Source organism: Pseudooceanicola sp. NS-SX8 (genome assembly GCF_057380755.1).
Window position 1 is genome coordinate 4,725,566 of record NZ_CM170819.1, and the last position, 26,830, is coordinate 4,752,395.

General features: G+C 66.0%; 29 protein-coding genes. 11 read left to right on the plus strand and 18 right to left on the minus strand.

Features of this window, described 5'->3' with window-relative positions:
- Positions 1 to 191 precede the first annotated feature (191 nt).
- The 9 genes from pheT to pyk all read right to left on the minus strand — a co-directional run bounded on the left by pheT (position 192) and on the right by pyk (position 8,443).
- Positions 192 to 2,591 carry a phenylalanine--tRNA ligase subunit beta gene (gene pheT / locus AC2IR1_RS21705; RefSeq protein ID WP_486474054.1) on the minus strand — a complete coding sequence of 800 codons (2,400 nt, stop codon included), beginning with the start codon at positions 2,589 to 2,591 and terminating at the stop codon, positions 192 to 194.
- Between the two features lie 99 nt (positions 2,592 to 2,690).
- Complete coding sequence (locus tag AC2IR1_RS21710) at positions 2,691 to 3,569, minus strand: ATP-grasp domain-containing protein (protein WP_486474055.1); 879 nt, start codon at positions 3,567 to 3,569, stop codon at positions 2,691 to 2,693.
- A gap of 256 nt (positions 3,570 to 3,825) precedes the next feature.
- Positions 3,826 to 4,107, minus strand: a complete 282-nt coding sequence (locus AC2IR1_RS21715) for a YrhK family protein (RefSeq protein ID WP_486474056.1) — start codon at positions 4,105 to 4,107, stop codon at positions 3,826 to 3,828.
- Positions 4,108 to 4,110: 3 nt separating this feature from the next.
- Positions 4,111 to 4,587 (minus strand): hypothetical protein, encoded by a 477-nt coding sequence (locus tag AC2IR1_RS21720; protein ID WP_486474057.1) that lies wholly within the window; start codon positions 4,585 to 4,587, stop codon positions 4,111 to 4,113.
- Positions 4,587 to 5,651 carry a phenylalanine--tRNA ligase subunit alpha gene (gene pheS, locus AC2IR1_RS21725; RefSeq protein ID WP_486474058.1) on the minus strand — a complete coding sequence of 355 codons (1,065 nt, stop codon included), beginning with the start codon at positions 5,649 to 5,651 and terminating at the stop codon, positions 4,587 to 4,589. Before pheS ends, AC2IR1_RS21720 begins: the two co-directional genes overlap by 1 nt.
- Positions 5,652 to 5,923: 272 nt before the next feature.
- Positions 5,924 to 6,289, minus strand: coding sequence for a 50S ribosomal protein L20 (gene rplT / locus AC2IR1_RS21730; RefSeq protein ID WP_486474059.1), 366 nt, complete (start codon positions 6,287 to 6,289; stop codon positions 5,924 to 5,926).
- A 12-nt stretch (positions 6,290 to 6,301) separates the two neighbouring features.
- Positions 6,302 to 6,511: a 50S ribosomal protein L35 gene (gene rpmI, locus AC2IR1_RS21735; RefSeq protein ID WP_486474060.1), complete on the minus strand. Its 210-nt coding sequence runs from the start codon at positions 6,509 to 6,511 to the stop codon at positions 6,302 to 6,304.
- Positions 6,512 to 6,721: 210 nt separating this feature from the next.
- The gene (locus tag AC2IR1_RS21740) at positions 6,722 to 6,952 is read right to left on the minus strand and encodes a hypothetical protein (protein ID WP_486474061.1); all 231 of its coding nucleotides are present in this window, start codon (positions 6,950 to 6,952) and stop codon (positions 6,722 to 6,724) included.
- A 39-nt stretch (positions 6,953 to 6,991) separates the two neighbouring features.
- Positions 6,992 to 8,443, minus strand: coding sequence for a pyruvate kinase (gene pyk, locus AC2IR1_RS21745; protein WP_486474062.1), 1,452 nt, complete (start codon positions 8,441 to 8,443; stop codon positions 6,992 to 6,994).
- A 120-nt stretch (positions 8,444 to 8,563) separates the two neighbouring features.
- Between pyk and AC2IR1_RS21750 the strand changes: the two genes are divergently transcribed.
- From AC2IR1_RS21750 to nhaA, 4 genes are all read left to right on the plus strand, one after another.
- Positions 8,564 to 9,304, plus strand: a complete 741-nt coding sequence (locus AC2IR1_RS21750; protein WP_486474063.1) for an N-formylglutamate amidohydrolase — start codon at positions 8,564 to 8,566, stop codon at positions 9,302 to 9,304.
- Between the two features lie 82 nt (positions 9,305 to 9,386).
- A complete protein-coding gene (locus AC2IR1_RS21755; RefSeq protein ID WP_486474064.1) occupies positions 9,387 to 9,728 on the plus strand; it encodes a 5-carboxymethyl-2-hydroxymuconate Delta-isomerase in 342 nt (113 codons plus the stop codon).
- A 13-nt stretch (positions 9,729 to 9,741) separates the two neighbouring features.
- Entirely contained in the window at positions 9,742 to 10,059 is a 318-nt protein-coding gene (locus AC2IR1_RS21760; RefSeq protein WP_486474065.1) for a DUF1244 domain-containing protein, read from the plus strand.
- A 125-nt stretch (positions 10,060 to 10,184) separates the two neighbouring features.
- Positions 10,185 to 11,381 (plus strand): Na+/H+ antiporter NhaA, encoded by a 1,197-nt coding sequence (gene nhaA, locus AC2IR1_RS21765; RefSeq protein WP_486474066.1) that lies wholly within the window; start codon positions 10,185 to 10,187, stop codon positions 11,379 to 11,381.
- 92 nt (positions 11,382 to 11,473) lie between these two features.
- Here the strand turns inward: nhaA and AC2IR1_RS21770 are convergent, their stop codons facing one another.
- From AC2IR1_RS21770 to dgcN, 4 genes are all read right to left on the minus strand, one after another.
- Positions 11,474 to 12,217, minus strand: a complete 744-nt coding sequence (locus AC2IR1_RS21770) for a hypothetical protein (protein ID WP_486474067.1) — start codon at positions 12,215 to 12,217, stop codon at positions 11,474 to 11,476.
- Between the two features lie 318 nt (positions 12,218 to 12,535).
- Positions 12,536 to 13,399 carry a D-amino-acid transaminase gene (locus tag AC2IR1_RS21775; RefSeq protein ID WP_486474068.1) on the minus strand — a complete coding sequence of 288 codons (864 nt, stop codon included), beginning with the start codon at positions 13,397 to 13,399 and terminating at the stop codon, positions 12,536 to 12,538.
- Positions 13,400 to 13,829: 430 nt separating this feature from the next.
- Positions 13,830 to 14,795: an N-acetyl-D-Glu racemase DgcA gene (dgcA, locus tag AC2IR1_RS21780; protein WP_486474069.1), complete on the minus strand. Its 966-nt coding sequence runs from the start codon at positions 14,793 to 14,795 to the stop codon at positions 13,830 to 13,832.
- Between the two features lie 64 nt (positions 14,796 to 14,859).
- The gene (gene dgcN, locus AC2IR1_RS21785) at positions 14,860 to 15,858 is read right to left on the minus strand and encodes an N-acetyltransferase DgcN (RefSeq protein WP_486474070.1); all 999 of its coding nucleotides are present in this window, start codon (positions 15,856 to 15,858) and stop codon (positions 14,860 to 14,862) included.
- Positions 15,859 to 16,101: 243 nt separating this feature from the next.
- Here dgcN and AC2IR1_RS21790 point away from each other — a divergent pair, with 243 nt between their 5' ends.
- Both AC2IR1_RS21790 and AC2IR1_RS21795 read left to right on the plus strand, forming a co-directional pair.
- Positions 16,102 to 17,064, plus strand: a complete 963-nt coding sequence (locus AC2IR1_RS21790) for an L-malyl-CoA/beta-methylmalyl-CoA lyase (protein ID WP_486474071.1) — start codon at positions 16,102 to 16,104, stop codon at positions 17,062 to 17,064.
- 272 nt (positions 17,065 to 17,336) lie between these two features.
- Positions 17,337 to 17,921 (plus strand): hypothetical protein, encoded by a 585-nt coding sequence (locus AC2IR1_RS21795; RefSeq protein WP_486474072.1) that lies wholly within the window; start codon positions 17,337 to 17,339, stop codon positions 17,919 to 17,921.
- A 58-nt stretch (positions 17,922 to 17,979) separates the two neighbouring features.
- On the opposite strand, the gene AC2IR1_RS21800 is transcribed toward AC2IR1_RS21795, so the two are convergent.
- Complete coding sequence (locus tag AC2IR1_RS21800) at positions 17,980 to 18,432, minus strand: Lrp/AsnC family transcriptional regulator (RefSeq protein ID WP_486474073.1); 453 nt, start codon at positions 18,430 to 18,432, stop codon at positions 17,980 to 17,982.
- Between the two features lie 94 nt (positions 18,433 to 18,526).
- Between AC2IR1_RS21800 and AC2IR1_RS21805 the strand changes: the two genes are divergently transcribed.
- On the plus strand, positions 18,527 to 19,120 hold the full coding sequence (locus tag AC2IR1_RS21805; protein ID WP_486474074.1) for a LysE family translocator: 594 nt from the start codon (positions 18,527 to 18,529) through the stop codon (positions 19,118 to 19,120).
- A 3-nt stretch (positions 19,121 to 19,123) separates the two neighbouring features.
- Positions 19,124 to 19,720 carry a hypothetical protein gene (locus AC2IR1_RS21810; protein WP_486474075.1) on the plus strand — a complete coding sequence of 199 codons (597 nt, stop codon included), beginning with the start codon at positions 19,124 to 19,126 and terminating at the stop codon, positions 19,718 to 19,720.
- On the opposite strand, the gene AC2IR1_RS21815 is transcribed toward AC2IR1_RS21810, so the two are convergent.
- Positions 19,717 to 20,571, minus strand: coding sequence for an AraC family transcriptional regulator (locus tag AC2IR1_RS21815; protein WP_486474076.1), 855 nt, complete (start codon positions 20,569 to 20,571; stop codon positions 19,717 to 19,719). The two genes, AC2IR1_RS21810 and AC2IR1_RS21815, sit on opposite strands and share 4 nt — an antisense overlap.
- A gap of 111 nt (positions 20,572 to 20,682) precedes the next feature.
- On the opposite strand from AC2IR1_RS21815, the gene AC2IR1_RS21820 reads away from it, so the two are divergent.
- Positions 20,683 to 21,645: an acetyl-CoA carboxylase carboxyltransferase subunit alpha gene (locus AC2IR1_RS21820; RefSeq protein ID WP_486474077.1), complete on the plus strand. Its 963-nt coding sequence runs from the start codon at positions 20,683 to 20,685 to the stop codon at positions 21,643 to 21,645.
- 234 nt (positions 21,646 to 21,879) lie between these two features.
- The gene (locus AC2IR1_RS21825; RefSeq protein ID WP_486474078.1) at positions 21,880 to 23,691 is read left to right on the plus strand and encodes a PHA/PHB synthase family protein; all 1,812 of its coding nucleotides are present in this window, start codon (positions 21,880 to 21,882) and stop codon (positions 23,689 to 23,691) included.
- On the opposite strand, the gene AC2IR1_RS21830 is transcribed toward AC2IR1_RS21825, so the two are convergent.
- From AC2IR1_RS21830 to AC2IR1_RS21840, 3 genes are all read right to left on the minus strand, one after another.
- On the minus strand, positions 23,575 to 24,555 hold the full coding sequence (locus tag AC2IR1_RS21830) for a tyrosine-type recombinase/integrase (protein ID WP_486474079.1): 981 nt from the start codon (positions 24,553 to 24,555) through the stop codon (positions 23,575 to 23,577). The two genes, AC2IR1_RS21825 and AC2IR1_RS21830, sit on opposite strands and share 117 nt — an antisense overlap.
- Positions 24,498 to 24,911: a hypothetical protein gene (locus AC2IR1_RS21835; RefSeq protein WP_486474080.1), complete on the minus strand. Its 414-nt coding sequence runs from the start codon at positions 24,909 to 24,911 to the stop codon at positions 24,498 to 24,500. The genes AC2IR1_RS21830 and AC2IR1_RS21835 overlap by 58 nt, the downstream gene beginning before the upstream one ends.
- Before the next feature lie 265 nt (positions 24,912 to 25,176).
- A complete protein-coding gene (locus AC2IR1_RS21840; RefSeq protein ID WP_486474081.1) occupies positions 25,177 to 25,419 on the minus strand; it encodes a DNA-binding domain-containing protein in 243 nt (80 codons plus the stop codon).
- 291 nt (positions 25,420 to 25,710) lie between these two features.
- Here AC2IR1_RS21840 and AC2IR1_RS21845 point away from each other — a divergent pair, with 291 nt between their 5' ends.
- On the plus strand, positions 25,711 to 26,643 hold the full coding sequence (locus AC2IR1_RS21845) for an IS5 family transposase (protein ID WP_486474082.1): 933 nt from the start codon (positions 25,711 to 25,713) through the stop codon (positions 26,641 to 26,643).
- The last annotated feature ends 187 nt before the right edge of the window (positions 26,644 to 26,830 follow it).

The window sequence follows — 26,830 nt, forward strand, 5'->3', positions numbered from 1 at the left end:
GCCTCCTGAAAGCTGGTCCATACCGCCCCGGCGGTAGAGCATGCGCGCCGGAAAGGCAAACGGCGCGCCCGGGTCGTGACCCATGGACGCGCCGTCGTGGCAGGTAAATGCGGGACGCCACATATGGGACGCCACATATGGGACGGCGGGCGGGGCGTCTTCGCCCCCGGGGCGAAGCGCGCCGCGTGTCGTCAGCCGCGCAGGGTGCCGCCGGTGGCCTTCTGCACCTTCTCGACGATCTTGGCGGAGATCGCCTCGATCTCCTTTTCCTTCAGCGTCGCATCGGTGGGCTGCAGGCGCACGGTCACCGCCAGGCTCTTCTTGCCCTCACCCAGGGCGCCGCCGATGAACTCGTCGAACACCCGGACCTCTTCGATCAGCGCCTTGTCGGCACCGGCCGCGGCATTGACCAGGGTCAGCGCCTCGACCTGCGCATCGACGACGAAGGCGAAGTCGCGTTCGACCGCCTGCAGGTCATTGAGCGCCACCGCCCCGCGGGAGGCATCCTTGTTGCGCGGCAGCGGCACTTCGGCGGGCCAGATGGTGAAGCCCACGGCGGGGCCCTTCACATCCATGGCCGCCAGGACCTTGGGGTGGATTTCCCCGAAGACCGCCAGCATCTTCTTGGGACCCAGGCAGATGCGGCCATGACGGCCGGGGTGCCACCATTCGCGGGCCTCGCGCAGGATCTGCACCTTGGACGGGGCGCCGATGGCCGACAGGATCGCCTCGCAATCGGCCTTGGCATCGAAGACATCCACCGGGCGGGCCGCGCCATGCACGTCCTTGGGCCCGGTCTGGCCCACGAGGATCCCCGCGACCTGCAGGTGCTGCTGCCCCGGTTCGCCGCCCTGGAAGGCCGCGCCCACTTCGAAGAGCGCCATGTCGGACATGCCGCGCGCCTGGTTGCGCGAGGCCGCCTGTAGCAGGCCGGGCAGAAGCGCCGGGCGCAGGTGCGACATCTCGGAGGAGATCGGGTTGGCGACCATGGTCGCGTCATCGCCGCCACGGAAGAGCTCCGCACTGGCCTTGTCGATGAAGCTGTAGGTGACGCATTCGTTGTAGCCGAGCGCCGCCGCGGTGCGGCGCGCCACCTGTTCACGCTTCTGCATCGGGGTCAGCACGGGCTTGGGCACGCCGGGCTGGATGCGGGCCATGGGCTTGGGCTCCAGCTTGGTGAGGGAGGCGACGCGGGCCACCTCTTCCACCAGGTCGGCGCCGCCCTGCACATCGGGGCGCCAGGAGGGAACCCGGGCCATGTCGCCGTCCATCACGAAGCCCAGCCGTTCCAGCGTGGCGCGCTGTTCCGCCGCCGGGATGTCCATGCCCACGAGGGAGGAGCAGCGGTCGGTGTCGAGCTTGTAGGCGCGGGAGACGTCTGGGACCTCTCCGGCGACGACCACGTCGGACACTTCGCCGCCGCAGAGGTCGACGATCATGGCGCAGGCGCGATCCAGGGCTTCCATGTTGAAGCCCGGGTCGATGCCGCGTTCATTGCGGTAGCGCGCGTCCGAGTTGATCTTCAGCGCGCGGCCGCCGTGCGCGATGGAGATGAAATCCCAGAAGGCCGCCTCGACGAAGACGTCGGTGGTTGCCTCGGTGCAGCCCGACTCCTCGCCGCCCATGATGCCGCCGATCGATTCGACGCCCTTGTCGTCGGAGATGATCAGCACGCCTTCGGGCAGGGTGTAGCTCTTCTCGTCCAGCGCCAGCAGTTCCTCGCCGCCCTGAGAGCGGGAGATCTTCAGATCGCCGGTGATGGTGCCGGCGTCGAAGACGTGCAGCGGGCGGTTCATGTCGTAGGTGAAGTAGTTGGTCACATCGACCAGGGCAGAGATCGGGCGCAGGCCGATGGCGCGCAGCTTGTCCTGCATCCACTCGGGCGAGGGGCCGTTCTTCACGCCCTTGATGACGCGGCCGGCGAAGACCAGGCAGCCGTCCCTGGCGCTGTCGTCGATGGTCACGCCCACCGGGCAGGCGCCGGCGGTGGCATTCAGGGTGTAGTCGGGCAGCGGTTTGAGCGTGCCCAGCCCACGGGCCGCGAGGTCACGCGCCACGCCGTGCACGCCAAGCGCATCGGGGCGGTTGGGCGTGATCGCGATCTCGATCACCGGGTCGACCTTCACCGGGTTGTTCTTTGCCAGCCAGTCGGCGAATTCCTGTCCGACCTCGCCGTTCTCCAGCTCGATGATGCCGTTGTGTTCGTCCGACAGCTCCAGCTCCCGCTCGGAGGCCATCATGCCGTGGCTTTCGATGCCGCGGATCTTGCCGACGGAGATGGTGATGTCGAGGCCGGGGATGTACATGCCGGGCTTGGCCAGCACGGCGGTGATGCCCGCGCGCGCGTTCGGCGCGCCGCAGACGATCTGCGTCTCGCCCTCGTCCGTCAGGACCTTGCAGACGCGCAGCTTGTCGGCGTCGGGGTGCTGTTCGGCCTCCAGGACCTTGACCAGCTTGAAGCCCTTCAGCTTCGACGCCGGATCTTCGACCCCTTCGACTTCGAGGCCGAGGTCGGTCAGCGCCTCCAGGATCTCGTCCAGGGTCGCCTGGGTGTCGAGGTGTTCCTTGAGCCAGGAAAGCGTGAACTTCATCGGAGATCCCCTTCGTGCCTTGCGCGCATCAACGAAGGGCTTGTTGCGCATCGGGGCGGATTTGTCGAGGGGGCGGGCGGCCGGAAGCGGCCTGCGGGATCAGGCCGGGGCCCTTTGCCGCGTGAGCCGCGCGAGCCGCGCCATGAGGTCCCCCGTCAGGTTGCGCTGCGACACTGCGGCGGGCCAGTGGATCGGCGGCCAACCCGCCGTGAGCTCCGGACGCAGCGCGCGACAATAGGACAGGCCAAGCGCCCCCGGCATCCGCACGAGCGAACCACCGGGCCGCGCGTTCAGTTCAAGGACCTGCGGGCGGCCGTCCTCCACGAAGTAGTCGAAGCAGCAGAAGCCGCGATAGCCGATGGCGCGCAGCATGTTCGCGAAGACCGCCCGATGCGCGTGGGGGATGTCCACCGGCACGCCGGATCCGTCCCGCAGGCCGCGGCGCATGACCTCGGGCCCGTGGTCATATCGGATTGCCTTGCTCAGCATGATGTCGCCCCGGGCGTTCACCAGGAAATGCCCGGCGTATTCCGCATCCGCGCAAAGCCGCCGCTGGTAGATCCAGGAGCGCGAGAGCAGCGCCTGTTCCTCGGGGTCGGGCCAGGGTTCGGCCCGCACCATCGCCCCGCCATTGCCGACGCGCGGCTTGCGCACCACGTCTTCGCCGCTGCGGGGCAGCGGGATGTTCTCGCCAAACCCCTCCTGCAGGAGTCGCTGGAACAGCGCCTGCTTGTCCTCGCACAGGGCAAAGGTGGCGGGCCCGGGGGCCAGGTACTTCACATCGGCATACTGGGGATAGACGGTGTTCAGGTAGCAGGTGTCGTAGCCCGTGAGGGGCAGGACGATATCCGCCTCCTCCATCCGGACGGACCCGAAGGCCCCGATGCTGACCGATGCGCCGGCCTGTTCCAGGTAGCGGGCGATCTGGCGCGCCCTGCCCCGCCTCTGACCCGCGATCAGAACCTTCAATCGTGCCATATGCCGTCCCCGTGGTGCATGGCGCGTCCCCCGATGATCGGTAGGTGTCCCCCGAACCATGCGGGACCGTACTATTCCGCCAAGGTGCCATCGCGCAAAGGAAAAATCACGCGGCGACCCAAGGTCATGCGCATCGTGGCATCTGTGCCGATGACCGGACTGCAGAGGGCGCATCGCGGCCGGACCTGCGCCGGAACCGGATCTGCCCGGACCGGCAGGTGATCCGTGGCTGAGGCCGGCCTTTGCCCCGCCCGCGTCAGTCTTCGAGCCGTTTTGCGACGTCTTCGGCGTCACCCATCGAGACCAGCTTCACCTCCCGCACCAGGCGCAGGGTCGGCTTGACCGCGAAGAGCACCGAACCCACGAGGAAGAGCCAGGTGCCCGCGCGCATCAGACTGTCATAGAAGAAGAGCACGGAACCCGTCACGAAACAGATCGCCGCCCCGAAATCCACCAGGGTATGAGCGAGTTCGAAGGCCGCGTAGACGCGTTTCGTATCCTCGTTCAGATCCCGGTTTTCGTGGCGAAAGAGGGGCATCCGTCAGGCGGCGTCGCCCAGCCGGTTCTGGCCTTCGCCCTTGGAAAGGACGGCGTTCAGCACGGCGTCGACTTCCTTTTCGAACAGCGCCTTCCAGCCACCTTCGGGCGCGAAGCGCGATTCGAAGGGCTGGGCTTCGCCACCGGGCAGACCCTGGGCCATGCGGTGGCGCCGCTGTTCCTCGACCACGCCGCCGTAGATGACCGACAGCGCCTCGTTCGCGGCGACCAGGGTCTTTTGCTGCTTGCGGCGCAGCACCTTCTGCGAGGCCAGCGTATCCGCGGCCTCATGCGCCTGATCCAGGATCTTGCGCAGCCCGTCGATCACCCGCCGCTCCTCCGGAGAGAGCGCCGACCAGTTGGCGCGCAGACCCGAGAGCAGGAATTCTGCAGCCGCCGCATTCTGATAGAGCAGGCGAATCTGCAGCCTACGCTGCTTGTGCTCGATCTCGCGCACGGACTGGAGAAGGGATCGCAACATTAAACGCCTCCGCGGATGGTCGGAACCTGCAGCGCCGAGAAACCGTAGTGACGGAGCCAGCGAAGATCGCTGTCGAAGAAGGCGCGCAGGTCGGGAATGCCGTACTTTAGCATCGCGATGCGGTCGATCCCCATGCCGAATGCGAAACCCTGCCATTCGTCTGGGTCGATGCCGCCGGCCTGCAGAACCTTGGGGTGCACCATGCCGGAGCCCAGAACTTCGAGCCAACCGTCGCCTTCGCCGACCTTGACGGTGCCGTTTTCCCAGGAGCACTGGATGTCCACTTCGGCCGAGGGTTCGGTGAAGGGGAAGTGGGAGGCGCGGAAGCGGGTCTTCACCTTGGTGCCGAAATAGGCGGAGAAGAATTCCTCCAGCACCCACTTGAGGTTCGCCATGGAGATGTCGCGGTCGATGGCGAGGCCTTCGACCTGGTGGAACATCGGCGTGTGGGTCTGGTCGTAGTCGGCGCGGTAGACGCGGCCGGGGCAGATGATCCGCGTCGGCGCGCCGGTTGCCTCCATCGAGCGGATCTGCACGGGCGAGGTATGGGTGCGCAGCACGTGGGGCGGGCGATCGTCGCCTTCGGCCCGGTGCATGTAGAAGGTGTCCATCTCTGCCCGGGCGGGGTGGTGGCCGGGGATGTTCAGCGCATCGAAGTTGTACCAGTCGGTTTCCACCTGCGGCCCTTCGGCCACCGAAAAGCCCATGTCGGCGAAGATGGCGGTGCATTCTTCCCAGACCTGGGACACGGGGTGGATCGTGCCGGTGCGCTGCGGGCGGACAGGCAGCGTGACGTCGAGCCATTCGGCCTTCAGGCGTTCATCCAGGGCAGCATCGGCCAGGGCGGCCTTCTTGGCGGCGAGGGCGGCGTTGACCTCATCCTTCAGGGCGTTGAGCCGGGGGCCCATGACCTGGCGCTCTTCCGGGGTCATCTTGCCCAGTTCGCGCATCTTGAGGGAGATTTCGCCTTTCTTGCCGACGGCCTGCACGCGAAGTTCCTCGAGCGCGGCTTCGGAGCCTGCCCCGGAAATCAGTTCGAAATATTTCGCTTTCAGATCGTCCATTGCCGCCTCCGTTCGCAGACGGGCAGGGGTTACCACAGGTGCGACGGATTGCAAGCCGAAGCGGCCCGGAGGCCGCCATGCAAGGGCTGGAAGCCCCCCCTCCTGCTCCCCTGCCCGGGGCCGTCACGCCATGTCCCGTGCCCGCGCCGCTTCCGACGTTCACGCGCATGCGGGGCCAAACGCGCATGGGGGCCGGATGGGTCCACCCCTGAACGGAAAAACCCCGCTCCGGGTGGAGCGGGGTTCCAGAGGTCTTTCGGTGCTGGCTGCGATCAGGCGGCCAGTGCGGCCTTTGCCTGGTCGACGATGGCAGCGAAGGCTGCCGGCTCGTTGACGGCCAGGTCGGCCAGAACCTTGCGGTCCACTTCGATCCCGGCCAGCGACAGGCCGTTGATGAAGCGGGAGTAGGTCATCTGCTCGTCGTGAGCGCGCACACCTGCGTTGATCCGCTGGATCCACAGCGCGCGGAAATTGCGCTTGCGGGCCTTGCGGTCGCGGGTTGCGTACTGGTTGGCCTTGTCGACGGCCTGACGGGCAACCTTGAAGGTATTCTTGCGGCGGCCGTAGTAACCTTTGGCGGCCTTGATCACCTTCTTGTGGCGGGCGTGGGTCGTGGTACCACCTTTAACGCGGGACATTGTACGGCCTCCTTATTTCTTTTTCTTGGCGTAGGGCATCATCGGCATGATGATCTGCTCGTCCGCCTTGGACAGGGTGGTCGTGCCGCGCGCGTTGCGGATGAACTTGGTGGTCCGCTTGATCATACCGTGGCGCTTGCCGGCCTGGCCGGTAATGATCTTGCCGTTGGCCGAAACCTTGAAGCGCTTCTTGGCGCTCGATTTCGTCTTCATCTTGGGCATTTTCGTCTCCTCTTTGAGAGTTCACACGCGACTCGGCATGCCTCTACCGGCCGGCCGCGCAGGTCGAGTTGCGGCGTATAGGAGGGGAATCGCCATTTGGCAAGAGAAGAGTGCAGGCTTCGGTCGATGACGGCCTGATCCCTGCAAACACAGGGGCAACCACTGGGCCCGAACCGCCGCCCGGCGCATCGGCTGCGGCGGCGCCGGGTGTCAGATGACGCGCATGGCCTCCGCGAAGACGCGGATGAAGACGTGCGGCACTTCGGAGAAGGTGTAGCGCTGCGGATCGTTGACCCAGGCATAGATGCCCAGCGACAGCCCGCTGATCAGCGCGAAGACCGAGGCCGAGGGGACCCGGTGATCCGCCCAGGCGGAAACGAGGGCGGGAACGGCAAGGACGCATAAAAGGGCGCCGCACACGAAGATGACATCAAGGCTCATACCTCGGCCATACTCCGAAATGCGGCGCCCGCGAAGGGATTATTCGGGGTCAGCCGCGAAGATCAGGCGTTCTTCGCAGGGCGCGACCCGCAGGATGTTCGTGGTGCCGGTGGTGTTGAAGGGCACACCGGCGGTGACCACGATCGAATCCGTCTCGGTCGCGAGCCCGGTGGTGCGGGCGCCACGGGCAGCATTCACCACGGCCTGCTTGAAGCGCGACAGTTCCCCCGTCACCAGGCAGAGCACGCCCCAGCTGAGCGCCAGGCGCCGCGCCGTGCCACGCTGAGAGGACATGGCCAGGATCGGAACCCGGGGCTTTTCGCGGCTGATCAGCAGGGCGGTGTTGCCCGTCTGGGTGAAGCAGCAGATGGCGGCGATATCCGTCTTCTCCGCGATTTCGCGAGAGGCGGCCACGATCCCTTCGGCCACGGAACCCACGCCGGAGACGAAGGAGCGCTGCTGTTCGATGACTTCGCGGTAGAGCCGGTCGCCTTCGACTTCCTTGGCGACGTTGTCCATCGTCTGCACCGCCTCGATCGGGAAGGAGCCGGCGGCAGATTCGGCGGAAAGCATGACCGCGTCGGTGCCTTCGTAGATGGCGGCGGCGACGTCGGAGACCTCTGCCCGGGTGGGCATCGGGCTTTCGATCATCGATTCGAGCATCTGGGTGGCGACGATCACCGGCTTGGCGGCGGCGCGGCACTTGCGGATCAGGCGCTTCTGGATCGGCGGGACGGAGTGGACGGGCAGTTCGACGCCCAGGTCACCCCGGGCGACCATGATGCCGTCGGAAACCGCGAGGATGTCGTCAAAGGCCTTCACCGCGGCGGGCTTTTCGATCTTGGCGAGGACGGCCGCGCGGCCATCGACGAGGCTGCGCGCCTCTTCCATGTCGGCGGGACGCTGCACGAAGGAGAGCGCGATCCAGTCGACCCCCAGCTGGCAGGTGAATTCCAGGTCCTTGCGGTCCTTTTCCGACAGGGCGGCCAGCGGCAGCACCACGTCGGGCACGTTCACGCCCTTGCGGTTGGAGATGACGCCGCCGACGGTGACTTCGCAATCGGCGAAATCGTCGCCGCAGTCCTTTACCTTCAGGCGGATCTTGCCGTCGTTGACCAGCAGCGAGGCGCCGGGTTCGAGGGCGGCAAAGATTTCGGGGTGGGGCAGGTTCACGCGGGTGCTGTCGCCCGGCGTCGTATCGAGGTCGAGGCGGAAATCCTGACCGACGGAAAGTTCTTCGCTGTCGCCGGAGAAGACCCCCACGCGCAGTTTCGGCCCCTGCAGGTCGGCCAGGATGCCGATGACGGTGTCCATGTCGCGTTCGATGCGGCGGATGATGCGGTGCCGCTCGCGGATCTCGTCATGGCTGCCGTGGGACATGTTCAGGCGGAAGACATCCGCCCCGGCTTCGTAAAGCGCGCGGATCGTCTCGTAATCGGAGGACGCAGGTCCCAGGGTGGCGACGATTTTCGTGTTGCGCTGGCGTCTCATTAAGGTCATCCCCGTTGTCGCAGCCCGGAAATACCGGGATGTTAGCGTTCACATTTCACCTTAGGGCGCATTTCGGTGAATGCCAATGGCGCCCAGATGCCGAACAGAGGTGACACGGCGATGACATACGCCCCCTACCAGATCATCGGAGAGGACCGCCCGTCCCGCTGGCTTGTCACCTGCGATCATGCTGCGAACACCGTACCCAATTTCGTCGGCGGCGGTAGCCTCGGCTTGCCGGAAAGTGAAATGGCCCGGCATATCGCCTACGATCCCGGCGCCGCCGGGGTGACCCGCTTCCTGGGCGAGGCGCTGGATGCGCCCGCGATCCTGTCCAACTTCTCCCGCCTGGTGATCGACCCGAACCGGGGCGAAGACGACCCGACGCTGCTGATGAAGCTTTACGACGGGACGATCATCCCGGGGAACCGGCATGCGGGCCCGGCGGAGCTGGAGGCTCGGCTGGAGCAGTGCTATCGCCCCTATCACGCGGCCCTGGCGGGGCTGGTGGCGGCGCGGGCGGACCGGGCCGACCTGTCGATCCATTCCTACACGCCGCAGCTGAAGGGGCGCCCGCCCCGGCCCTGGCACATCGGCGTCCTGTTTGCGCGGGACGAGCGCCTGTCGGCACCGCTGATCGCACGGCTGGAGCAGGAGGAGGACCTGTGCGTGGGCGCCAACGAACCCTATGGCGGGCATCTGCCCGGCGACGCGGTGGACACCCACGCCATCGCCCATGGCCTGCCCAACGTGCTGATCGAGATCCGCAACGACCTGATCGCCACGGAAAACCAGCAGCGCGCCTGGGCCAGCCGGCTGGCCCCGATCCTGGAAGAGGTCCTGGCGGCGACCGGGCTGTAGGCCCCTGGGGCGCCGGCCTGGACATCGCCGGGACGTAGCGCCCACAAGACTGGCCCCCATACTGGCCTGAATAGGAGATCCCATGCCTCATATCGTCCTGGAATTCGGCGGGCTGACCCTGCCAGAGGCCCTGCCCGACGCGCTGACCGCGGCCATGGCCGCCCATCCGGCGATCCCCGAAAGCGGGGTGAAGCTGCGCGCCTACGAGGCAACGGCCTTTCGCCTGCTGTCGGGGGAACCTGCCTTCGTCAACGCCACGATCCGCCTGATGGACACCCGGCCCGAGTCCCAGCATGTCGAGCTGGCCGATACGGTCATGGCCGTGCTGGAGGCGCATCTGCCCGCCAGCTGCGCCATCGGGGTGGAAACCGCCCGCATCCCCAAACCTTCCTTCCGCAAGCGCAACGGCCTATCTGAAGGCTGAAGAGGAGCACGCCATGGACGACCAGACCCGTATCGAGCTTGAAGCTGCCGCCTTCCGCGCGCTGCAGAAGCACCTGATGGAAGAGCGCACGGACGTGCAGAACATCGACCTGATGAACCTGGCCGGTTTCTGCCGCAACTGCCTGAGCCGGTGGTACATGGAGGCCGCGCAGGCGCGGGGTATCGAGATGACCCAGTCCGAAGCGCGGGAGACCTTCTACGGCATGCCCTACGACCAGTGGAAGGCGCAGAACCAGGTCGAGGCCAGCCCGGAGCAGAAGGCCGCCTTCGACACCGCGTTTCGCGAGAACGTCGTCGAAAAGAAAAGCTGACGTTCATCTTTTGACAGGCAGCCTCTTGCGCGGCGGCGCAGGGTTCCCCATTTCGTTCACGATGCCTTGAGGTGCGCCCCCGAGGCCAAAAGCATGTTCAGAACCCAAGTAACGAGGAGACAGGTATGGGCCTAAGACGTGAATTGGACAAGTTTTTCTCGAGCGATGCCTCTGGCGGGATCTTCCTGATCCTGGCCACCGTGCTGGCCCTGATCGTCGCCAATTCAAGCCTGGGTCCTGCCTATGACGACTGGCTGCATACCTACCTGAAGATTTCCTTCGGGGAGAGCGAGCTGAAGAACAGCCTGCTGCACTGGATCAATGACGGGCTGATGGCGATCTTCTTCTTCCTCGTCGGGCTCGAGCTGAAGTACGAGCTGCTGGAAGGCAAGCTGAAGAACCCCAGCGACGTGCTGATGCCCGGCATGGCGGCGGTGGCGGGCATGGCCTGCCCGGCGATCGTCTATGTCGCGCTGAACTTCTCCAACCCGGAGACGATCAACGGCTGGGCGATCCCGGCGGCGACCGACATCGCCTTTGCCCTGGGCGTGCTGGCCCTGGTCGGGCCCAAGGTGCCGTCGTCGCTGAAGATCTTCCTGCTGACGCTGGCGATCCTGGACGACATGGGTGCCATCGTGGTGATCGCGCTGTTCTACACCGCCGACCTGCAGATCGATTACCTGTTCCTGTCGCTGATCCCGCTGGCCGCGATGTTCGTGCTGCACAAGCGCAAGACGCACCGCGTGGCGCCGATCCTTCTGCTGGGCGTGCTGCTGTGGTTCTTCGTGCTGAAGTCGGGCGTCCACGCGACCCTGGCCGGCGTGCTCACGGCCTTCTTCATCCCGATCAAGGACAAGTACGGCAAATCGCCCCTGCACGCGCTGGAACATGGCCTGTCGCCCTACGTGCTGTTCTTCATCGTGCCGCTGTTCGCCTTCGGCAACGCGGGCGTGAACCTGACCGGGCTGACCTTTGCCGACCTGCTGGATCCCCTCGCGCTTGGCATTGCGGGCGGGCTGGTGATCGGCAAGCAGGTGGGCGTCTTCGCCGTGGTCTGGATCATGGTGAAATCGGGCCTGGCCAAGATGCCGGCCGGCGCCAACTGGATGCATATCTACGGCATCGCCTGCCTCGCCGGGATCGGCTTCACCATGTCGCTCTTCATCGGGACGCTGAGCTTCACCAATGTCGAGCTGATGAATTCGGTCCGGCTGGGCGTGCTGACCGGCTCGGCCATCTCTGCCGTGCTGGGCTTCACGGTGCTGAAGATGGCCTCGCGCGGCGAGCCCCGGAAGGTGGAGGCCCCCGCCGAGGCGGCCTGACCGACACCGGAAATCGCGAAACGGCCCGGGCAGCGCCCGGGCCGTTTTCGTTTGGCCAACCGGCTCAGCCCACTCGTGTCAGCCCACCCGGGTCAATCTGCCGGGGAAGTCGTAAGGGGTGTTGCCTGGCCCTGCGTTGCCGCCTCGTCGGTGGTCTCTTCCGTCGCCTCATCCTCATCATCCGGCAGGGGGGCGACCTCCACCTCCGGCAGGGGGGCGGGGCCTTCGGGCACTTCGAGCAGGTGATCTTCGTCCGAGCGGATCAGCGTCTCTGCCGGCAGGCGGTAGGTGACCTTGCCGATCACCCGGTTGCGGCCCAGCCCGCGCTGGCGCAGCTCACCATCCACGATTTCCAACCGGGAGACATCGTAGTCGCGCGCGCCGCCCTGCCCGTCGCCGAGGCGGAGCACGGCCTGATCCGGCCCCTTGTCAGCATCCAGCACGGTGAAATAGGCCGGGTCGGCCTCTTCCGCCATGGCGACCAGCACATCCAGCACCGCCTCGCTGTCGGTCCGGCGGCCTTCGCGCAGGGAACAGAAGCCTTCGAAGGCGGTGATGCCCACGACACCGGCCGCGACGGAGACCGGCGCGGAAAAGGCCGCGACGACCACGCCCGAGACTTCCTTGATGCGGTTCTTGTCCTTCTCGGGGTTCAGCAGGTTCGCCCCCGACACGACATCGGAAAGGTCAAAGCCGAGACCGCTGTTGATGGCGTCCCCCAGAGCGGAATCGTCGACGTCCTTCAGCACCTTCTGGGGGCGCCAGCTGCAAAGATCGGCCGAGGCCGGCGCGGCGGCGCAGAGCGACAGGAGGGCGATGAGGACTGCGTGGCGCATGGGAGATCTCGGGGAAGGTGGCGCGAGAGATTGCGGAAGAGACTTCGGGGACAGCTCGGGCCGGGGCGGAAAACCGGGGGCGAATCGTGCCTTTGATCCCATGATCTGACACGGGCCGCGCCGTTTTCCCAGCCCCCGGCAGAAAGGCGGGTGCAACCGGCGAGGCGGCGCGGAACGCGCCCTGCCCCATGCGCCCTGCCCCGCCATGCGCCGACGGAAAAGGGCGCACCCCGACCGGGATGCGCCCTGAATGTAGTTGCTGCATGTGGTTCCGGATCCGCGCGATCACGCGGACCGGGCGCCGGGATCAGCCCGCGATCAGACGGCCAGCTTCTTCATCTCTTCCAGGTAGAGTTCGCGCAGGCGGGGCGCGACGGTGCCGGGGGTGCCATCGCCCAGCTTCACGCCGTCGATTTCCACGACGGGCATGACGAAGGCGGAGGCGGAGGTGGTGAAGGCCTCATCCGCTTCCTTGGCTTCCTCGATCGTGAAGTTGCGCTCCTCGACCTCGTACTGGGCCTCAGAGGCGAAGCGCAGGACGGCGGCACGGGTGATGCCGTGCAGGATGTCGTTGGACAGGGCGCGGGTGATGATCTTGTTGCCCTTGACGATATAGGCGTTGTTGGAGGAGCCCTCGGTCACGAAGCCGTCCTCGATCAGCCACGCGTCATCGGCACCGGCCTTCTTGGCCATCATCTTGGCCATGGAGGGGTAGAGCAGCTGGACGGTCTTGATGTCGCGGCGGTGCCAGCGGATGTCCGGCACGGAGATGACCTTGGTGCCCTTCTTGGCCTTGGGATCGACGTCGAGGCCCGGCTTGGACTGGGTGAAGAGGACCAGCGTGGGCTTCACCACCTCGGGATCGGGGAAGACGAAGTCGCGGTCGCCGGCGGAGCCGCGGGTGACCTGCAGGTAGACCAGACCGTCGGTGATCTCGTTCTTGGCGACCAGTTCGCGGTGGATCTCCAGAAGCTCGTCCATGGTGACGGGCTCTGCCATGTCCAGCTCGGACAGGGAGCGCGCGAGACGCTTGGCGTGGCCGTCGAAATCGATCAGCTTGCCGCCGAGGACCGAGGTCACCTCGTAAACGCCATCGCCCATCAGGAAGGCGCGGTCGAAGATCGAGACCTTTGCTTCTTCCTCGGGGAGGTATTCACCATTCAAGTAGACGATGCGGCTCATGGGCCATTCTCCTGTCTGTCGCGGGCGGGGCCCGCATAACCGTCAGGCGCTTCCTAGACCCGCGCGGGGGCGGAAGGCCAGAAATTTGAATGCCAGTCAGTCTGGTTGCCGGGATCCGGCCGCCCGCGCCGGCGCGGGGCAGTCAGGGGGGTGGCAGGCAGGCCGCCGGAAGGGAAGTCGGCGGCCTGCCGGGGATGCCGGGGCTCTGGCGGAATGTGCCCCGGCAAAACGATGTCGGGCGGCGCGAAGGGCCGCGGGAGCGGTGGGGGAAACCCCACCATACGGGGTGCGCCCGGTGGGGCGGTTGGGGCGGTGGATTGGCATCCACCCTACGCGGTTGGGCCGGGAGATGGGGGTTCATCCCACCGCCTTCCGGCGCGCCACCGACCGTAGGGTGGATGCAATCCACCTTCCGGAGCCCACCCGGACCTCAGCCCCAGAGGGCCGGGGTCGAAGGGTGCACACCCGCCTCGTCGTATTGCAGCGCGGCGTCGCGGTCCTTCGCCAGAAGCAGCGGGCCGTCCAGGTCGGTGACCATCGCCCCCTGTGCGACCAGCACCGCAGGCGCCATGGCAAGCGAGGACCCGACCATGCAGCCGACCATCACCTTGTAGCCTTCGGCCAGGGCCGCATCGCGCAGCAACAGCGCTTCGGTCAGGCCGCCGGTCTTGTCGAGCTTGATGTTCACCACGTCGTACTTGCCCTTCAGCTTGGGCAGGGAGGCGCGGTCGTGGCAGCTTTCGTCGGCGCAGACGGGCACCGGGCGATCCATGCCGATCAGCGCATCGTCGAGGCCTGCGGGCAGCGGCTGTTCCACCAGAGCCACGCCGAGGCGGACGAGGTGGGAGGCAAGCTCGGCATAGACCTCGGCCGACCAGCCCTCGTTGGCGTCGATGATGATCTTCGAGTTGGGCGCGCCACGGCGGACGGCCTCCAGCCGGGGCATGTCATCTGGGGTGCCCAGCTTGATCTTCAGCAGCGGGCGGAAGGCATTCTTGCGCGCCTGCTCTTCCATCGCGGCGGGTTCGTCCAGCGACAGGGTGTAGGCGGTGATTTCGGGTTTGGGCGCGGGCAGCCCGGCCAGTTCCCAGACCCGCTTGCCGGCCTTCTTCGCCTCCAGGTCCCAAAGCGCGCAGTCGACCGCGTTGCGGGCGGCGCCGGCTTCGAGGATGTCCTGCAGGCCCTTGCGGGTGATGTCCGGCGGAAGCGCCGCAATCTGCGCTTCAACCGAGGCGAGCGTTTCGTTGTAGCGGGCGTAGGGCACGCATTCGCCGGTGCCGGTATGGGTGCCATCCGTCACGGTGACGGTCAGCACTTCCGACTCGGTCCGGGCCCCGCGGCTGATGCGGAACACCTGGGCCAGCGGGAAGGTGTCACGGGTCACGTCGATCTTCACGTCGAACCCCTCCTCGTCTTCTCATGAGTGGTCCCGCCGGGGTTGCCCCCGGCGGGAGATCGGATCAGGCGATCAGCGCGTCGACCAGCTTGCCCGCGCCGTAGCGGTAGGGATCGGTGGCCGGCATGCCCATTTCGGCCTCGACCTTGGCGAGGTAGGCCTGTGCATCCTCTTCGGACATGTGCTGGGTGTTGACCGAGATGCCCACGACCTTGACGTCGGGGTTCACCCAGGAGGCGAGCGTCATGGCGACGTCACGGACGGCTTCCAGCGAGGGCAGCTGGTAGTCCGGCAGGCCGCGCATGTGGTCGCGGGTGGGCTCGTGGCAGATCACCAGGGCGTCGGGCTGACCGCCGTGGACCAGTGCCATGGTCACGCCGGAGTAGGAAGCGTGGAACAGGGAGCCCTGGCCTTCGATCATGTCCCAGTGGTCATCATCGTTGTCCGGGGTCAGATATTCGATGGAGCCTGCCATGAAGTCGGCGATGACGGCGTCCAGCGGCACACCGTCGCCGGTGATCAGGATGCCGGTCTGGCCGGTGGCGCGGAAGGAGGACTTCAGCCCGCGTTCCTTCATTTCCTTGTCCATGCACAGCGCGGTGTACATCTTGCCGACGGAGCAATCGGTGCCGACGGCCAGGCAACGCTTGCCCTTGCGCTTGACGCCCGAGGCGATCGGGTACTGGACGGAGGGGATGCGCACGTCATGCAGGGTGCGGCCGGTGGCCTTGGCCACGGCAGCCAGATCTTCTTCGTTGCGCAGCAGGTTGTGCAGGCCGGAGGCGATGTCGAAGCCTTCTTCCAGCGCTTCGATCAGGACCTTCTTCCAGGCGGGGGAGATCACGCCACCACGGTTGGCCACGCCGATGACCAGCGTCTTGGCGCCGGCGGCCTTGGCTTCTGCCAGGGTCATGTCCGACAGCTTCATGTCGGCCTTGCAGCCTTCCATGCGGAATTGGCCAACGCAGTTTTCCGGGCGCCAGTCCTTGATGCCCTGGGCCACCTTGGCCGCGAGGGGGTCGGGGGCGTCGCCGAGGAACAGAAGGTACGGGGTCTCGATCATGTCAGAAGATCTCCTGAAGAGTGTTTCCACCAGATTGAGCGTTTTCTACGTAAAGGTGTTTGCGAATTCGGCGCGCGAGACGTGTAATGCGCGCATCTCTCCCGGATTTTGCATTATTGTTCGAAGATCCTTCGATGCAGCCGCGAATCCATGCTGCAGCGCAAAATGCGGGTTGTAATTGATCGCGCAATTTTCTAACCATCACAGCAATGCAATCGTAATTTCATTACCCGGAGAACCGAGATGTCCTTCCGCGTCCAGCCTCAGCCCCCGGCCCGTCCGAATCGCTGCCAGCTCTTCGGTCCGGGATCGAACACCAAGCTCTTCGCCAAGATGGCGGCCTCTGCCGCCGACGTGATCAACCTGGACCTGGAAGATGCCGTCGCCCCCGACGACAAGGAGCAGGCCCGCGCCAACATCATCCAGGCGATCGGGGAGGTCGACTGGGGCAACAAGACCCTGTCGGTGCGAATCAACGGGCTGGATACGCCCTGGTGGTATCGCGATGTCGTGGACCTTCTGGAGCAATGCGGCGACCGGCTGGACCAGATCATGATTCCGAAAGTGGGCTGCGCCGGGGACATCTACGCGGTCGATGCGCTGGTCAGCGCGATCGAGGTCGCGAAGGGCCGGACGAAGCGGATCGGCTTCGAGGTGATCATCGAATCCGCGGCGGGCATTGCCCATGTCGAGGAGATCGCCGCGGCCTCCCCCAGGATGCAGGCGATGAGCCTTGGCGCGGCGGATTTCGCGGCCTCCATGGGGATGCAGACGACGGGGATCGGCGGCACCCAGGAAGACTACTACATGCTGCGGGAGGGCAATAAATACTGGTCCGATCCGTGGCATTGGGCCCAGACGGCCATTGTCGCCGCCTGCCGGACGCACGGCCTGCTGCCGGTTGACGGCCCCTTCGGAGACTTCTCGGACGACGAGGGATATCGCGCCCAGGCACTGCGGTCCGCGACGCTTGGCATGGTGGGCAAATGGGCCATCCACCCGAAGCAGATCGCCCTGGCGAACGAGGTCTTCACCCCCTCCGAAACCAAGGTCACGGAGGCCCGGGAAATCCTGGCGGCGATGGAAGAAGCGAAGCGTACGGGGGCCGGCGCGACGGTCTACAAGGGAAGACTTGTTGACATCGCATCTATTAAACAGGCAGAAGTAATCGTGAGACAAGCCGAGCTGATCGCTTCGGGGGTTTAAGCCCCGAAGTTCGCCCGGCAGAGCGCCCGCGTGAGGAGGACTCGCGGGCGCTTTCATTTTTCCAGGCACCGCGTTCCGACGTGACGGAGGATTTGATCCGTCTACGGACTATTCAATGCACCGGGCGCGCTGCGCGCACCATGCGACGGAACCACGCAGGGGAACCACTCGGGGGAGCCACGCTGGCCATCACGAGTTCGTCGCCCCTCTTGGCTTTCGCGAAAACCGGGATAGTTTTGCCCGAAATGACCCCGCACCGGAGCAGAAACGCGATGCGCACTTTCCTTGCCACCCCCCTTTCCGCCCTCGCCACCTGCGCGCTTTGCGCGACGCTGGGCCTGTCCGCCGTGAGCCTGTCCGCCGGCCCGCTGGCCGCGCAGGACGTGGTGGAGAACGACGTCGCGAAGGTGTTCAACGGCGCCTGGATGCAGAGCAAGGAAGCCGACAAGAACGGCATGCTCATGTACCTGACGCAGGAACGCGCGATGACCGGGGACTATTTCTCGATTCGCTGCGAGGGCCCCGCGCGGTCGGTTCGCCTGGGATTCGGGACGAAGCTGCCGGGCGTCGATGGCCCCGAAGGCCGCGGCGAGACCTACCAGGCCGAGGTCAGCTTCAGCATCGACGGCGCACCGCAGGCCTACCGCGTGGAATACACCGGAAAGACCCCGGACCCGGCGATTTCGGGCGGCGACATCCATGCCTACCGTGTGCTCTTCGCCGACGACGCGGCGCGCGACAGCTTCCTGGCGGCCCTGCGCAGCGGCAACGAGCTGCGCATTTCCGGCCAGGAGGAGCCGGTGAACCTGGCCGGGTCGGGCCAGGCGATCGAGGAACAGCTGGGCTACTGCAAGTAAGTAAGCCCGCGGCCTGCCTTAAAGTCCCGGCGTCGGACCCTGAAATCAGGCCCTGAAATCAGGCCCTGTCGTCCTTGGGGGAGCCCATGACCACGTAGGTGGTCAGGGCCGAGACATGGGGCAAGGTGCCCAGCACCTCCGTATGGAAGCGCTTGTAGGCGGCGAGGCTTTCGGCCTCGATCCGCAGCAGGTATTCGCGTGACCCGGTGATGTTGTGGCATTCCCGGCATTCGGGCGCCTGCTGCATCGCGGCCTCGAAGGCTTCCTGCGAGGCCTTGGTGTGTTCAGACAGACCGACGGAGGCATAGGCCACGAACCCTGCCCCCATGGCTTCGGGATCCAGCACTGCCCTGTAGCCGAGGATGACGCCCGCGCGCTCCAGCTCCTGCACGCGGCGCAGGCAGGCGGAGGGCGAAAGGCCCACGCGCTCGGCCAGGTCGAGATTCGACACGCGGCCATCGCGGCTCAGCTCCCGCAAGATCCTGCGGTTGATGTCATCCAGCTTCGCCATTTGTTGCAAAACCTCCCCTTGAGCGCGAAAGATCGCAACCTCTGACCGCATGATACCGCATAGGATTGTTCCTCATGCAAGCCATGGGTGCCACATGACCGTTCAATTCCTGACTGCCGTCTTCCTTTTCTGCTTCGTCTCCTCCGTCACGCCGGGGCCCAACAACCTGATGGTCATGGCCTCCGGCGCGAACTTCGGCTACCGGCGCACGGTGCCGCACATGCTGGGCATCGGGGTGGGCTTTTCCGTCATGGTGGCCCTGGTGGGGCTTGGCCTGATGGGGCTGTTCGACCTCTACCCGCTGGTGCGACAGGTGCTGATGGTGGCCTGCGCGATCTACCTCCTCTACCTCGCATGGAAGATCGCGACGGCGGCAGCCCCCGAGGGACGGGCGGCCTCCGGTCGGCCCATGTCCTTTTTGCAGGCGGCGGCCTTCCAGTGGGTGAATCCCAAGGCCTGGGTCATGGCGATGAGCGCGATCACCCTCTATGCGCCGGAGCGCAACCTTGGGGCGGTCCTGCTGATCGCCGCCATGTTCGGGCTGGTCTGCGTGCCGGCGAACTCCGTCTGGATCCTGCTGGGGCAGGAGCTGCGCCGGCTGATGCGGCGGCCCGGCCTGCTGCGCGCCTTCAACTGGACCATGGCGGTTCTGCTGGTGGCTTCGCTGGTGCCGGTCGTCTACCACTGAGGCATGACACCGCTGCTGCTGCACACCGCCGAGGCCCACGTGGCCACCTTCGACCGCCTGCGCGACGAGATCGCGCCGGGGCTGCCCCTGCGCCACGAGGTGCGGGAGGCCTGGCTGGAGGACGCGCGGGCGGGCGGAGACCTGCGGGCGCGCCTGGCGGAGCTGGCGGCAGAGGCGGAGGGGCCGTTCCTGTGCACCTGCACGACGCTCGGCCCGCTGGCGGAGGAGCTGGGCGGGCTGCGGGTGGACCGGCCGATGATGCGCGACGCGGCGCGGATCGGCGGGCGGGTCCTGATGGCCCATGCGCTGGAAAGCACGAAGGCCCCCAGCCGTGCCCTGTTCGAAGAGCTGGCCGATGACCGCGCCGACCTGCGGATGCTGGACGTGACCGGGGCCTGGCCCCTGTTCGAAGCGGGAGAGACGGCGCGTTTCCACAACTGGATCGCCGGAGCCATCCGCGCCGCCCTGGCGGAACGCGGCGCGGAGGTCGTCGTCCTGGCGCAGGCCAGCATGGCCGGTGCGGCGGAACTGTTGCAGGACTGCGGCGTGCCCGTCCTGAGCTCTCCGCGACAGGCGATGCTGGCCCTGGCGGCTGGTTAGGCCTGCAACCCGATGCAGATCTCCGTCAGCAGGTCGTCGGGCGCCGTGTCCATGGGCGAATTCAGGTAGACCTCGTAGGGCGGTTGATCCAGCAGATCACGGCCCGAGTCAGGCAGCCATGTCCGGTATATGTACTGGTAGGCCTCGTGCAGCCCTGCATAGGGCCCCTTGAAGGTCAGCACCGCGGTTTCGGCGGGTTCGAGGCGTTCTTCCTGCAGCCCCTCCGGCAGGGGCATGTCTTCGGGGATCTGGACCGCGGCGAAGCTGCGCAGCTGGTCTTCGGGCACGGCGCTGACGTCATCGTAGTAGAGCGCCACCATGGGCCCCACGAGGTGCCAGACCTCACGCGCGGCAAGGATGGACCCCAGCCGCGAATAGGCTTCGGAAATCGTGAAGTAGCTGCCGCGATGTGGCAAGCCTGCAAGCCTGCGGGCGGGGGTCCGGCGCAGGTCGACGGGATAGAGGGTGGTTTCGGTCGTCATCGGGTTCTCCTTCAGCAAGGGATCGAGTTTCGGACGAAAGGGTGCCTCATCCCGGAAGCGGTGCGGGGTGTGCCCGTATTGCGCGGCAAAGGCGCGGGCGAAGCTGTCCGGATCGGGGTAGCCGACAGAGGCCGCGATCTGCTCCACCGGGGTCTGGCCACGGGCGAGTTCGCAGGCGGCGAGGTGCATGCGGATGCGCCGCACCGCCTGTGCGCAGGTCTCCCCCGTCATTGCCCGGAAGACGCGGTGCCAGTGGAAACGGCTCATCGCCGCGACCTCTGCTAGGGCATCAAGGGACAGGTCCCCGGCCGGGTTGGCGTGAATGTGATCCATGACGCGCAGCAGCCGCGCTTCGTAAGGTCCGGTCATCAGGCATCCTTTCGCGCTTCTGTCTGCCGCAGGGGCGCCCGGCAAATCTTGCCTTATTGCACTTCGGCGCCGCGACCTTCATATAACGGCCAACCCTAGCGGAGGCGCCAGATGACGAATTACCTCGATTTCGAACGTCCCCTTGCCGAGATCGAAGGCAAGGCCGAGGAACTGCGGGCAATGGCCCGGCAGAACGACGAGATGGATATCGAGGCCGAAGCGGCGGCCTTGGACAAGAAGGCGGCCGATATGCTGGTCGACCTTTATGCCAAGCTGACGCCCTGGCGGAAGTGCCAGGTGGCGCGCCATCCCGACCGGCCCCATTGCAAAGACTACATCAGCGCGCTGTTCACCGAGTTCACGCCGCTGGCAGGCGACCGCAACTTTGCCGAGGACCTGGCCGTCATGGGCGGGTTGGCACGCCTGGGCGACCGCCCCGTCGTCGTGATCGGCCACGAGAAGGGCAATGACACCAAGTCCCGCATCGAGCGGAACTTCGGCATGGCCCGGCCCGAAGGCTACCGCAAGGCGATCCGCCTGATGGAGCTGGCCGACAAGTTCAACCTGCCCGTCATCAGCCTGGTCGATACCGCCGGCGCCTACCCCGGCAAGGGCGCGGAAGAACGCGGCCAGTCCGAGGCCATCGCGCGGTCGACCGAGAAATGCCTGCAGATCGGCGTTCCGATGATCTCCGTCGTGATCGGCGAAGGCGGCTCCGGCGGGGCTGTTGCCATCGCGGCGGCCAACAAGGTCGCCATGCTGGAGCATTCGATCTACTCCGTGATCTCCCCCGAGGGCTGCGCCTCGATCCTGTGGAAGAACGCCGAGAAGATGCGCGAGGCGGCCGAAGCCATGCGCCTGACCGCGCAGGACCTGCATTACCTGGGCGTGATCGACCGGATCATCAGCGAACCCACCGGCGGCGCGCACCGCGATGCGCCGGGTGCCATGGCCTCTGTCGGGCGGGCGCTGGAAGCGATGCTGCAGGACATGGACGGCATGGACCGCAAGGCACTGATCGACGCACGGCGCCGGAAGTTCCTCGACATGGGCGCACGCGGCCTAGCTGCCTGATCCGGGCTGCCTGATACGAGACCACCTGATCCAGGGCGGGCGGGCATTCCCGCCACACCCCCCGCGCCTCTGCCGCCGCGCTGCGGCAGAGAGACGCTCTTCCCCCACCCTGACCTCAAAAGAGCTTGCCCGGCGCGCGCCGGCGCGGTTCTGTACGGATAAGTCTGGTTCGGCCGGCAGGTCCGGCCACGACAGGGCCAGCCAATACAGGGCCGTCATCAGGTGGAGGACCGCATGGCATCCGATCGCAAGGTCATCGCACTGAAATCCGCAGACCGGACCGACGCGCCCCCCAAGGCCGCACCGGAGGCCCCCGGCCCGGCCGAAGCACACCCCTTTCAGGACCTTGACCGGCTGACCCGTGCGACCATTGCCGGGATGACCGGCGGCATGTCGCCCTTTTCGACCCTGCAGGCCTGGAGCGACTGGGCGATGAACCTGGCCGCCGCGCCCGGACGGCAGGCCGAACTGGCGCAGACCGCCGCGCAGAACACCGCCGCCGTGGCGGATTATGCCCTGCGACGCAATTCCGACGACGGGGCCGAACCGCCCTTCAGGCCCAGAGCCTACGATCACCGCTTCACCTACGAAGGCTGGCAGCGCATGCCCTGGACCCTGTGGGAACAGAGCTTCCTTGCCTGCCAGGACTGGTGGGATCACGCGACGGATGCGCTGCACGGGCTGAGCGGGGCAGAGAGCGACCGCGTGGGTTTCATGGTTCGCCAGACGCTGGACATGATGGCCCCCTCGAACTTCCCCGCGACCAACCCCGAAATCCTGGACGAGACGCTGAAGCGGCGGGGCGCGAACCTGACCGAGGGCGCCCGCCTTTTCGCCGATGACATGACCCGCGCCCTGACCGGCGCCGAGGCCGCGCCCGCCGAGGACATGCAGGTGGGCCGTGACCTGGCCTGCACGCCCGGGCAGGTGATCTTCCGCAACGACCTTTTCGAACTGATCCAGTACAGCCCGACGACCGAGACCGTGCAGGCAGAGCCGGTGCTGATCGTGCCGGCCTGGATCATGAAATACTACATCCTGGACCTGGCCCCGCAGCATTCGCTGATCCGCTACCTGGTTGGGCAGGGCTTCACCGTCTTCGCGATTTCCTGGGTAAACCCCCAGGCGGACCAGTCTGACCTTTCGCTGGAAGACTACCGCAAGCGGGGCGTGATGCAGGCCCTGGACATCCTGGGCACGGTCGTGCCCGATCAGAAGATCCACGCCGCCGGCTACTGCCTGGGCGGGACGATCCTGTCCATCGCCGCCGCGACGATGGCGCGGGACGGCGACACGCGCCTGGCCTCGATGACCCTCTTCGCCGCGCAGGTGGATTTCTCTGAGGCGGGGGAGCTTCTGCTTTTCGTGGATGAAAGCCAGGTCGCCTTCCTGGAAGACATGATGTGGGCGCGCGGGTACCTGGACAGCACCCAGATGGCGGGAACATTCCGGGCCATGCGGGCGGAGGACCTGATCCACAGCCGGGCCGTGCAGCGGTATTTCCTGGGCCGGCAGGACATGACCTCCGACATGACCGCGTGGAATGCCGACGCGACGCGCATGCCCGCCCGCATGCATTCGGAGTACCTGCGCGGGCTGTTTCTTGAAAACCGGCTGAGCGCGGGTCGTTTCGCCGTGGAAGGCCGGGTGATCGCCCTGAAGGATATCGCGGTGCCGGTCTTCGTCGTCGGCACCGAGAAGGACCATATCGCGCCCTGGAAATCGGTCTACAAGCTGCGCCTGTTCAGCGACTGCGATCTGACCTTCGTGCTGGCCAGCGGTGGCCACAACGGTGGCATCGTCAGCCCCCCGGGCCGCCCGCACGCGCGGTACCGCATTGGCCACCGCCCCGAGGGCGCCCACTACGAGGATCCCGACAGTTGGTTCGCCGGCCGGACGCCCCGGGACGGCAGCTGGTGGCCCGCCTGGTCAGGCTGGCTCGAGGAGCACTCCTCCGCACCGACCGCACCGCCGGAGATGGGCGCCGCCGCCAGGGGCATCACCCCCCTGGACCCGGCGCCGGGGCTTTACGTTCTGCAGCATTGAACGGAGGGCAGGCGACATTGCCCACGGCATGTTCCGGCATCTGCGCCCTGATGTCGTGAAAGTGGTGACCCCGGCAGGATTCGAACCTGCAACCTGCCCCTTAGGAGGGGGCTGCTCATCATCGCTTTCTCCTTTTTCTTTCAGATTGTTATCATCTTCCGATGCATCCGTCTGTACAGACCTTGTACGAAAACGCGCCCGGATGTCCGCCTCGTCGGCCTCCGGGTGGGCGTAGATGCTCATCGGCAGATTGGCATCTGACCACCGCCCCGCCCTCGCCGCCGTCACGGGATCCACGCCCTGACGGATGACCAGCTCGGTGAAGAAGCCATGCCGACCAGCGGCATGGGCCGAGAGGTATGGAATGCCGGCACGGCGGCAGATCGTCTTCCAACGACTGTTGTAGCCGGTCGAACTGGCATACCCGAATATCCGCGGCGGCAGGAGAGCACCAGTTCTGCGGTTGCGGGGGCGTTTGGGGCGCAGATCCAGCAGCTCCTGCATCATTTCTGGCGAAACCGTGATCCAGCTTTCCGGATGTCCCTTCTGAGCTTTCACGCGGACCCGGCATGCCTCCGGTTGCAGGTCGTCCTGCATCAGGGAAACAGCCTGATCGATCCTGGCGGCTGTTTCGAACATGAAGCGCACCATGGCAGCATTGTAGGGATCGGCTTCCGCACAGAAGGCCTCGATCCATTCCCGGGTTGCAGGAACACGCTCCTTCCGGCTGGCCTTGCCCCGGCGCTTGTCCTGGGCGTTGCGCTCGAACTGATCGTAGCGACGGACGCGCAGCAGTGGCGTCCCCTTCAGCTCGTGTGCATTGTTTTGATGACCGCCCGCGCGGGGGTGACGATTTCCCGCCACCAGGTGTCGGTGGACGCGTTCGGACGTAGTTTCGAGCCAAGGTTCTTCAGCAGGCGACCGGTGATCTCCGCGAGCGGCAGATGACCGATCTCGTCGAGGATCGGCAGCAACTGGCGGGCGGCTCTGGTGTCGGGCTGATAGAGCTCGATTGCATCCGCAAAGCGAAGCGCCCGCTCTTCCCCGACGATGTGCTTGCGGATCTGAAGATCGGTTTCCTCGTTTATCCAGTCCCGCGCGCCAGCTTCCGAAGACGCTCGCGAGCTTTGTCGATATGGGCCGGCGATCGGGCGGCCATTGTATTCGACCCAGCCTTTGACCCAGTAGACGTTGCCTCTGCGGTGCGGTTCGAGCGGCATGTCGGTGCCTCCATCAAGATCTGATCCATATGAGCGGGGGTGATGAGCGTGGCGTTGCCAAGCTTGCAGCAGGCGCCGATGCGGTTCGCCCGTTCCCGCAGCGTGCGTTCGCGGATTGCAATCCCGCGACCGGCCAGCCACGCACTCCACTCTGCCAGCGTCTTCCCGGTGTCGAGCACTTCCGATCCGGTCTTTCCCGTAGCTGCCATGCCCTGGCCTCCTTGTTTTGTCTCTCGTGCGCCGTACTCGGCGTGCTGCGTTGATTTCAGGCGGCGCCGCCTGGCCGCCGCGTCGAGCGCTCCGGCGTTACCTGGTTCCGCTCTGCTTCGAGCAGGAGGATCTCATCCATCTGGTCCGGAGTGATCAGCGTGGTGCGACCAAGTGAAAAGTACTGCCCATGTGTGCGCGCCTTCGCCCTCAGCATTCTTGCGGAGAGGGAGATGCCGCGTGCTCGCATGGCTTCCACCCATTCCTCCGGCGTTCGTCCCAGATCGAAGATTTTCGACATCTGCCGCCTCCTTCTGGTACCATTAGGCATCAGCCGCCATGCGCCAATCAAGCCATTGATAAAAAATAATATTCCAGAGGGTAGAAAGTGCAGGAAGTTGCACATTCCTAGGAAATCAGGGCCCTATGCGATGAATAAGGACGGATCCGAGCCGCGAATCGACATCCCTTTCGAGGAAGATGTGGACTGGTCTGCGTACCCAGAAGACCCGGTCGAGGACTATAGGCGGCCTTGTTGCACATATCAGTGCTGAGGATTCACTGCGCGAATCCAGAGCGTTAGTTCGGGGCCATGCCGAAGCCCACTCCCACCCGCTATCGTACGACGAACTGGTCCGAATATAATGCGGCGCTGCGCCAGCGGGGATCGCTCTCGATCTGGTTCGACCCAACGACGACTTGGCACGCCGGAAAGACCGGCAAACGGGGGCGGCCCGAGACGTTCTCGGATGCCGCGATCCAAACCTGCCTGACGCTGAAGGTCCTCTTCGGCCTTCCACTGCGGCAGACGGTCGGGCTGGTCGAGAGCCTGATCCGGATGGCGGGGCTCGACTGGCCAGCTCCGGACTATTCGACGCTGTGCCGACGGCAAGCGCGGATCGGGGTGCAGCTCCCCTATCGCCGCTCGGGCAAGCCCTTGAACCTGCTTATCGACAGCACGGGGGTGAAGTTCCGTGGCGATGGCGAATGGCTGGCCCGGAAGCATGGCTCCTCCCGCCGGAGGCAATGGCGCAAGGTTCACATCGCCATGGACACGGAGACCGGCGACATACGCGCGGTCGAGTTCACGTCAAGCCGCCAAGGCGACAGCCCCCTGCTGCCAGACCTGCTGTCGCAAATTCCCGAGGGCGAGGAGATCGCCACGGTCACCACCGATGGCGCATACGACACACGCCGATGCCACACCGCCATCATCGAGCGCGGCGCCGATGCCGTCATACCGATCCGCCGGAACGGCCGCGCCTGGAAAGAAGACTGCTCCGCAGCATTGGCGCGAAACGAGATCTTGCGCGCGACGCGTCACCTCGGCAGGGCACTCTGGAAGAAGTGGGCCGGCTACCATGTCCGAAGTCGGGTCGAGGCACAGATGAACCGGCTGAAGCTCTTCGGCGAACGGATCATGTCCCGAGACCCCGACCGCCAAACCGCCGAAATCCAGATCCGCATCGCCATCATGAACCGCTTCTCGGCCCTCGGCAGGGCCGAGATCAAAGCCGTGGTCTGAAGCCGGCGGGGAGAGGGGCTCCTCGTCAGGTCAGTCGAATAGCGCAACAAGCCCTCGTGTAGTACACACTGATGGTTGGCAAGATCGGCTTACGAAGCTGCTTCACGATAAGCTCTTCGAGCGTGGCCTACGGCGACGGCGGAGTGGCTATCGCTCGAAGCGTCGTCGTCGCTGATCTGTTGGAAGA

Coding starts and splice junctions, on each gene's coding strand:
- AC2IR1_RS21770 (WP_486474067.1), bottom strand. CDS start 12,217: ATGCGCCACGCAGTCCTCATCGCCCTCCTGTCGCTCTGCGCCGCCGCG.
- pyk (WP_486474062.1), bottom strand. CDS start 8,443: ATGAGACGCCAGCGCAACACGAAAATCGTCGCCACCCTGGGACCTGCG.
- AC2IR1_RS21840 (WP_486474081.1), bottom strand. CDS start 25,419: ATGTCGAAAATCTTCGATCTGGGACGAACGCCGGAGGAATGGGTGGAA.
- AC2IR1_RS21760 (WP_486474065.1), top strand. CDS start 9,742: ATGGACGACCAGACCCGTATCGAGCTTGAAGCTGCCGCCTTCCGCGCG.
- AC2IR1_RS21825 (WP_486474078.1), top strand. CDS start 21,880: ATGGCATCCGATCGCAAGGTCATCGCACTGAAATCCGCAGACCGGACC.
- AC2IR1_RS21820 (WP_486474077.1), top strand. CDS start 20,683: ATGACGAATTACCTCGATTTCGAACGTCCCCTTGCCGAGATCGAAGGC.
- pheT (WP_486474054.1), bottom strand. CDS start 2,591: ATGAAGTTCACGCTTTCCTGGCTCAAGGAACACCTCGACACCCAGGCG.
- dgcN (WP_486474070.1), bottom strand. CDS start 15,858: ATGATCGAGACCCCGTACCTTCTGTTCCTCGGCGACGCCCCCGACCCC.
- AC2IR1_RS21835 (WP_486474080.1), bottom strand. CDS start 24,911: ATGCCGCTCGAACCGCACCGCAGAGGCAACGTCTACTGGGTCAAAGGC.
- AC2IR1_RS21800 (WP_486474073.1), bottom strand. CDS start 18,432: ATGGCGAAGCTGGATGACATCAACCGCAGGATCTTGCGGGAGCTGAGC.
- AC2IR1_RS21815 (WP_486474076.1), bottom strand. CDS start 20,571: ATGACCGGACCTTACGAAGCGCGGCTGCTGCGCGTCATGGATCACATT.
- AC2IR1_RS21750 (WP_486474063.1), top strand. CDS start 8,564: ATGACATACGCCCCCTACCAGATCATCGGAGAGGACCGCCCGTCCCGC.
- AC2IR1_RS21795 (WP_486474072.1), top strand. CDS start 17,337: ATGCGCACTTTCCTTGCCACCCCCCTTTCCGCCCTCGCCACCTGCGCG.
- AC2IR1_RS21810 (WP_486474075.1), top strand. CDS start 19,124: ATGACACCGCTGCTGCTGCACACCGCCGAGGCCCACGTGGCCACCTTC.
- AC2IR1_RS21755 (WP_486474064.1), top strand. CDS start 9,387: ATGCCTCATATCGTCCTGGAATTCGGCGGGCTGACCCTGCCAGAGGCC.
- AC2IR1_RS21715 (WP_486474056.1), bottom strand. CDS start 4,107: ATGCCCCTCTTTCGCCACGAAAACCGGGATCTGAACGAGGATACGAAA.
- AC2IR1_RS21775 (WP_486474068.1), bottom strand. CDS start 13,399: ATGAGCCGCATCGTCTACTTGAATGGTGAATACCTCCCCGAGGAAGAA.
- AC2IR1_RS21805 (WP_486474074.1), top strand. CDS start 18,527: ATGACCGTTCAATTCCTGACTGCCGTCTTCCTTTTCTGCTTCGTCTCC.
- pheS (WP_486474058.1), bottom strand. CDS start 5,651: ATGGACGATCTGAAAGCGAAATATTTCGAACTGATTTCCGGGGCAGGC.
- AC2IR1_RS21790 (WP_486474071.1), top strand. CDS start 16,102: ATGTCCTTCCGCGTCCAGCCTCAGCCCCCGGCCCGTCCGAATCGCTGC.
- nhaA (WP_486474066.1), top strand. CDS start 10,185: ATGGGCCTAAGACGTGAATTGGACAAGTTTTTCTCGAGCGATGCCTCT.
- rplT (WP_486474059.1), bottom strand. CDS start 6,289: ATGTCCCGCGTTAAAGGTGGTACCACGACCCACGCCCGCCACAAGAAG.
- AC2IR1_RS21740 (WP_486474061.1), bottom strand. CDS start 6,952: ATGAGCCTTGATGTCATCTTCGTGTGCGGCGCCCTTTTATGCGTCCTT.
- rpmI (WP_486474060.1), bottom strand. CDS start 6,511: ATGCCCAAGATGAAGACGAAATCGAGCGCCAAGAAGCGCTTCAAGGTT.
- AC2IR1_RS21720 (WP_486474057.1), bottom strand. CDS start 4,587: ATGTTGCGATCCCTTCTCCAGTCCGTGCGCGAGATCGAGCACAAGCAG.
- AC2IR1_RS21845 (WP_486474082.1), top strand. CDS start 25,711: ATGCCGAAGCCCACTCCCACCCGCTATCGTACGACGAACTGGTCCGAA.
- AC2IR1_RS21710 (WP_486474055.1), bottom strand. CDS start 3,569: ATGGCACGATTGAAGGTTCTGATCGCGGGTCAGAGGCGGGGCAGGGCG.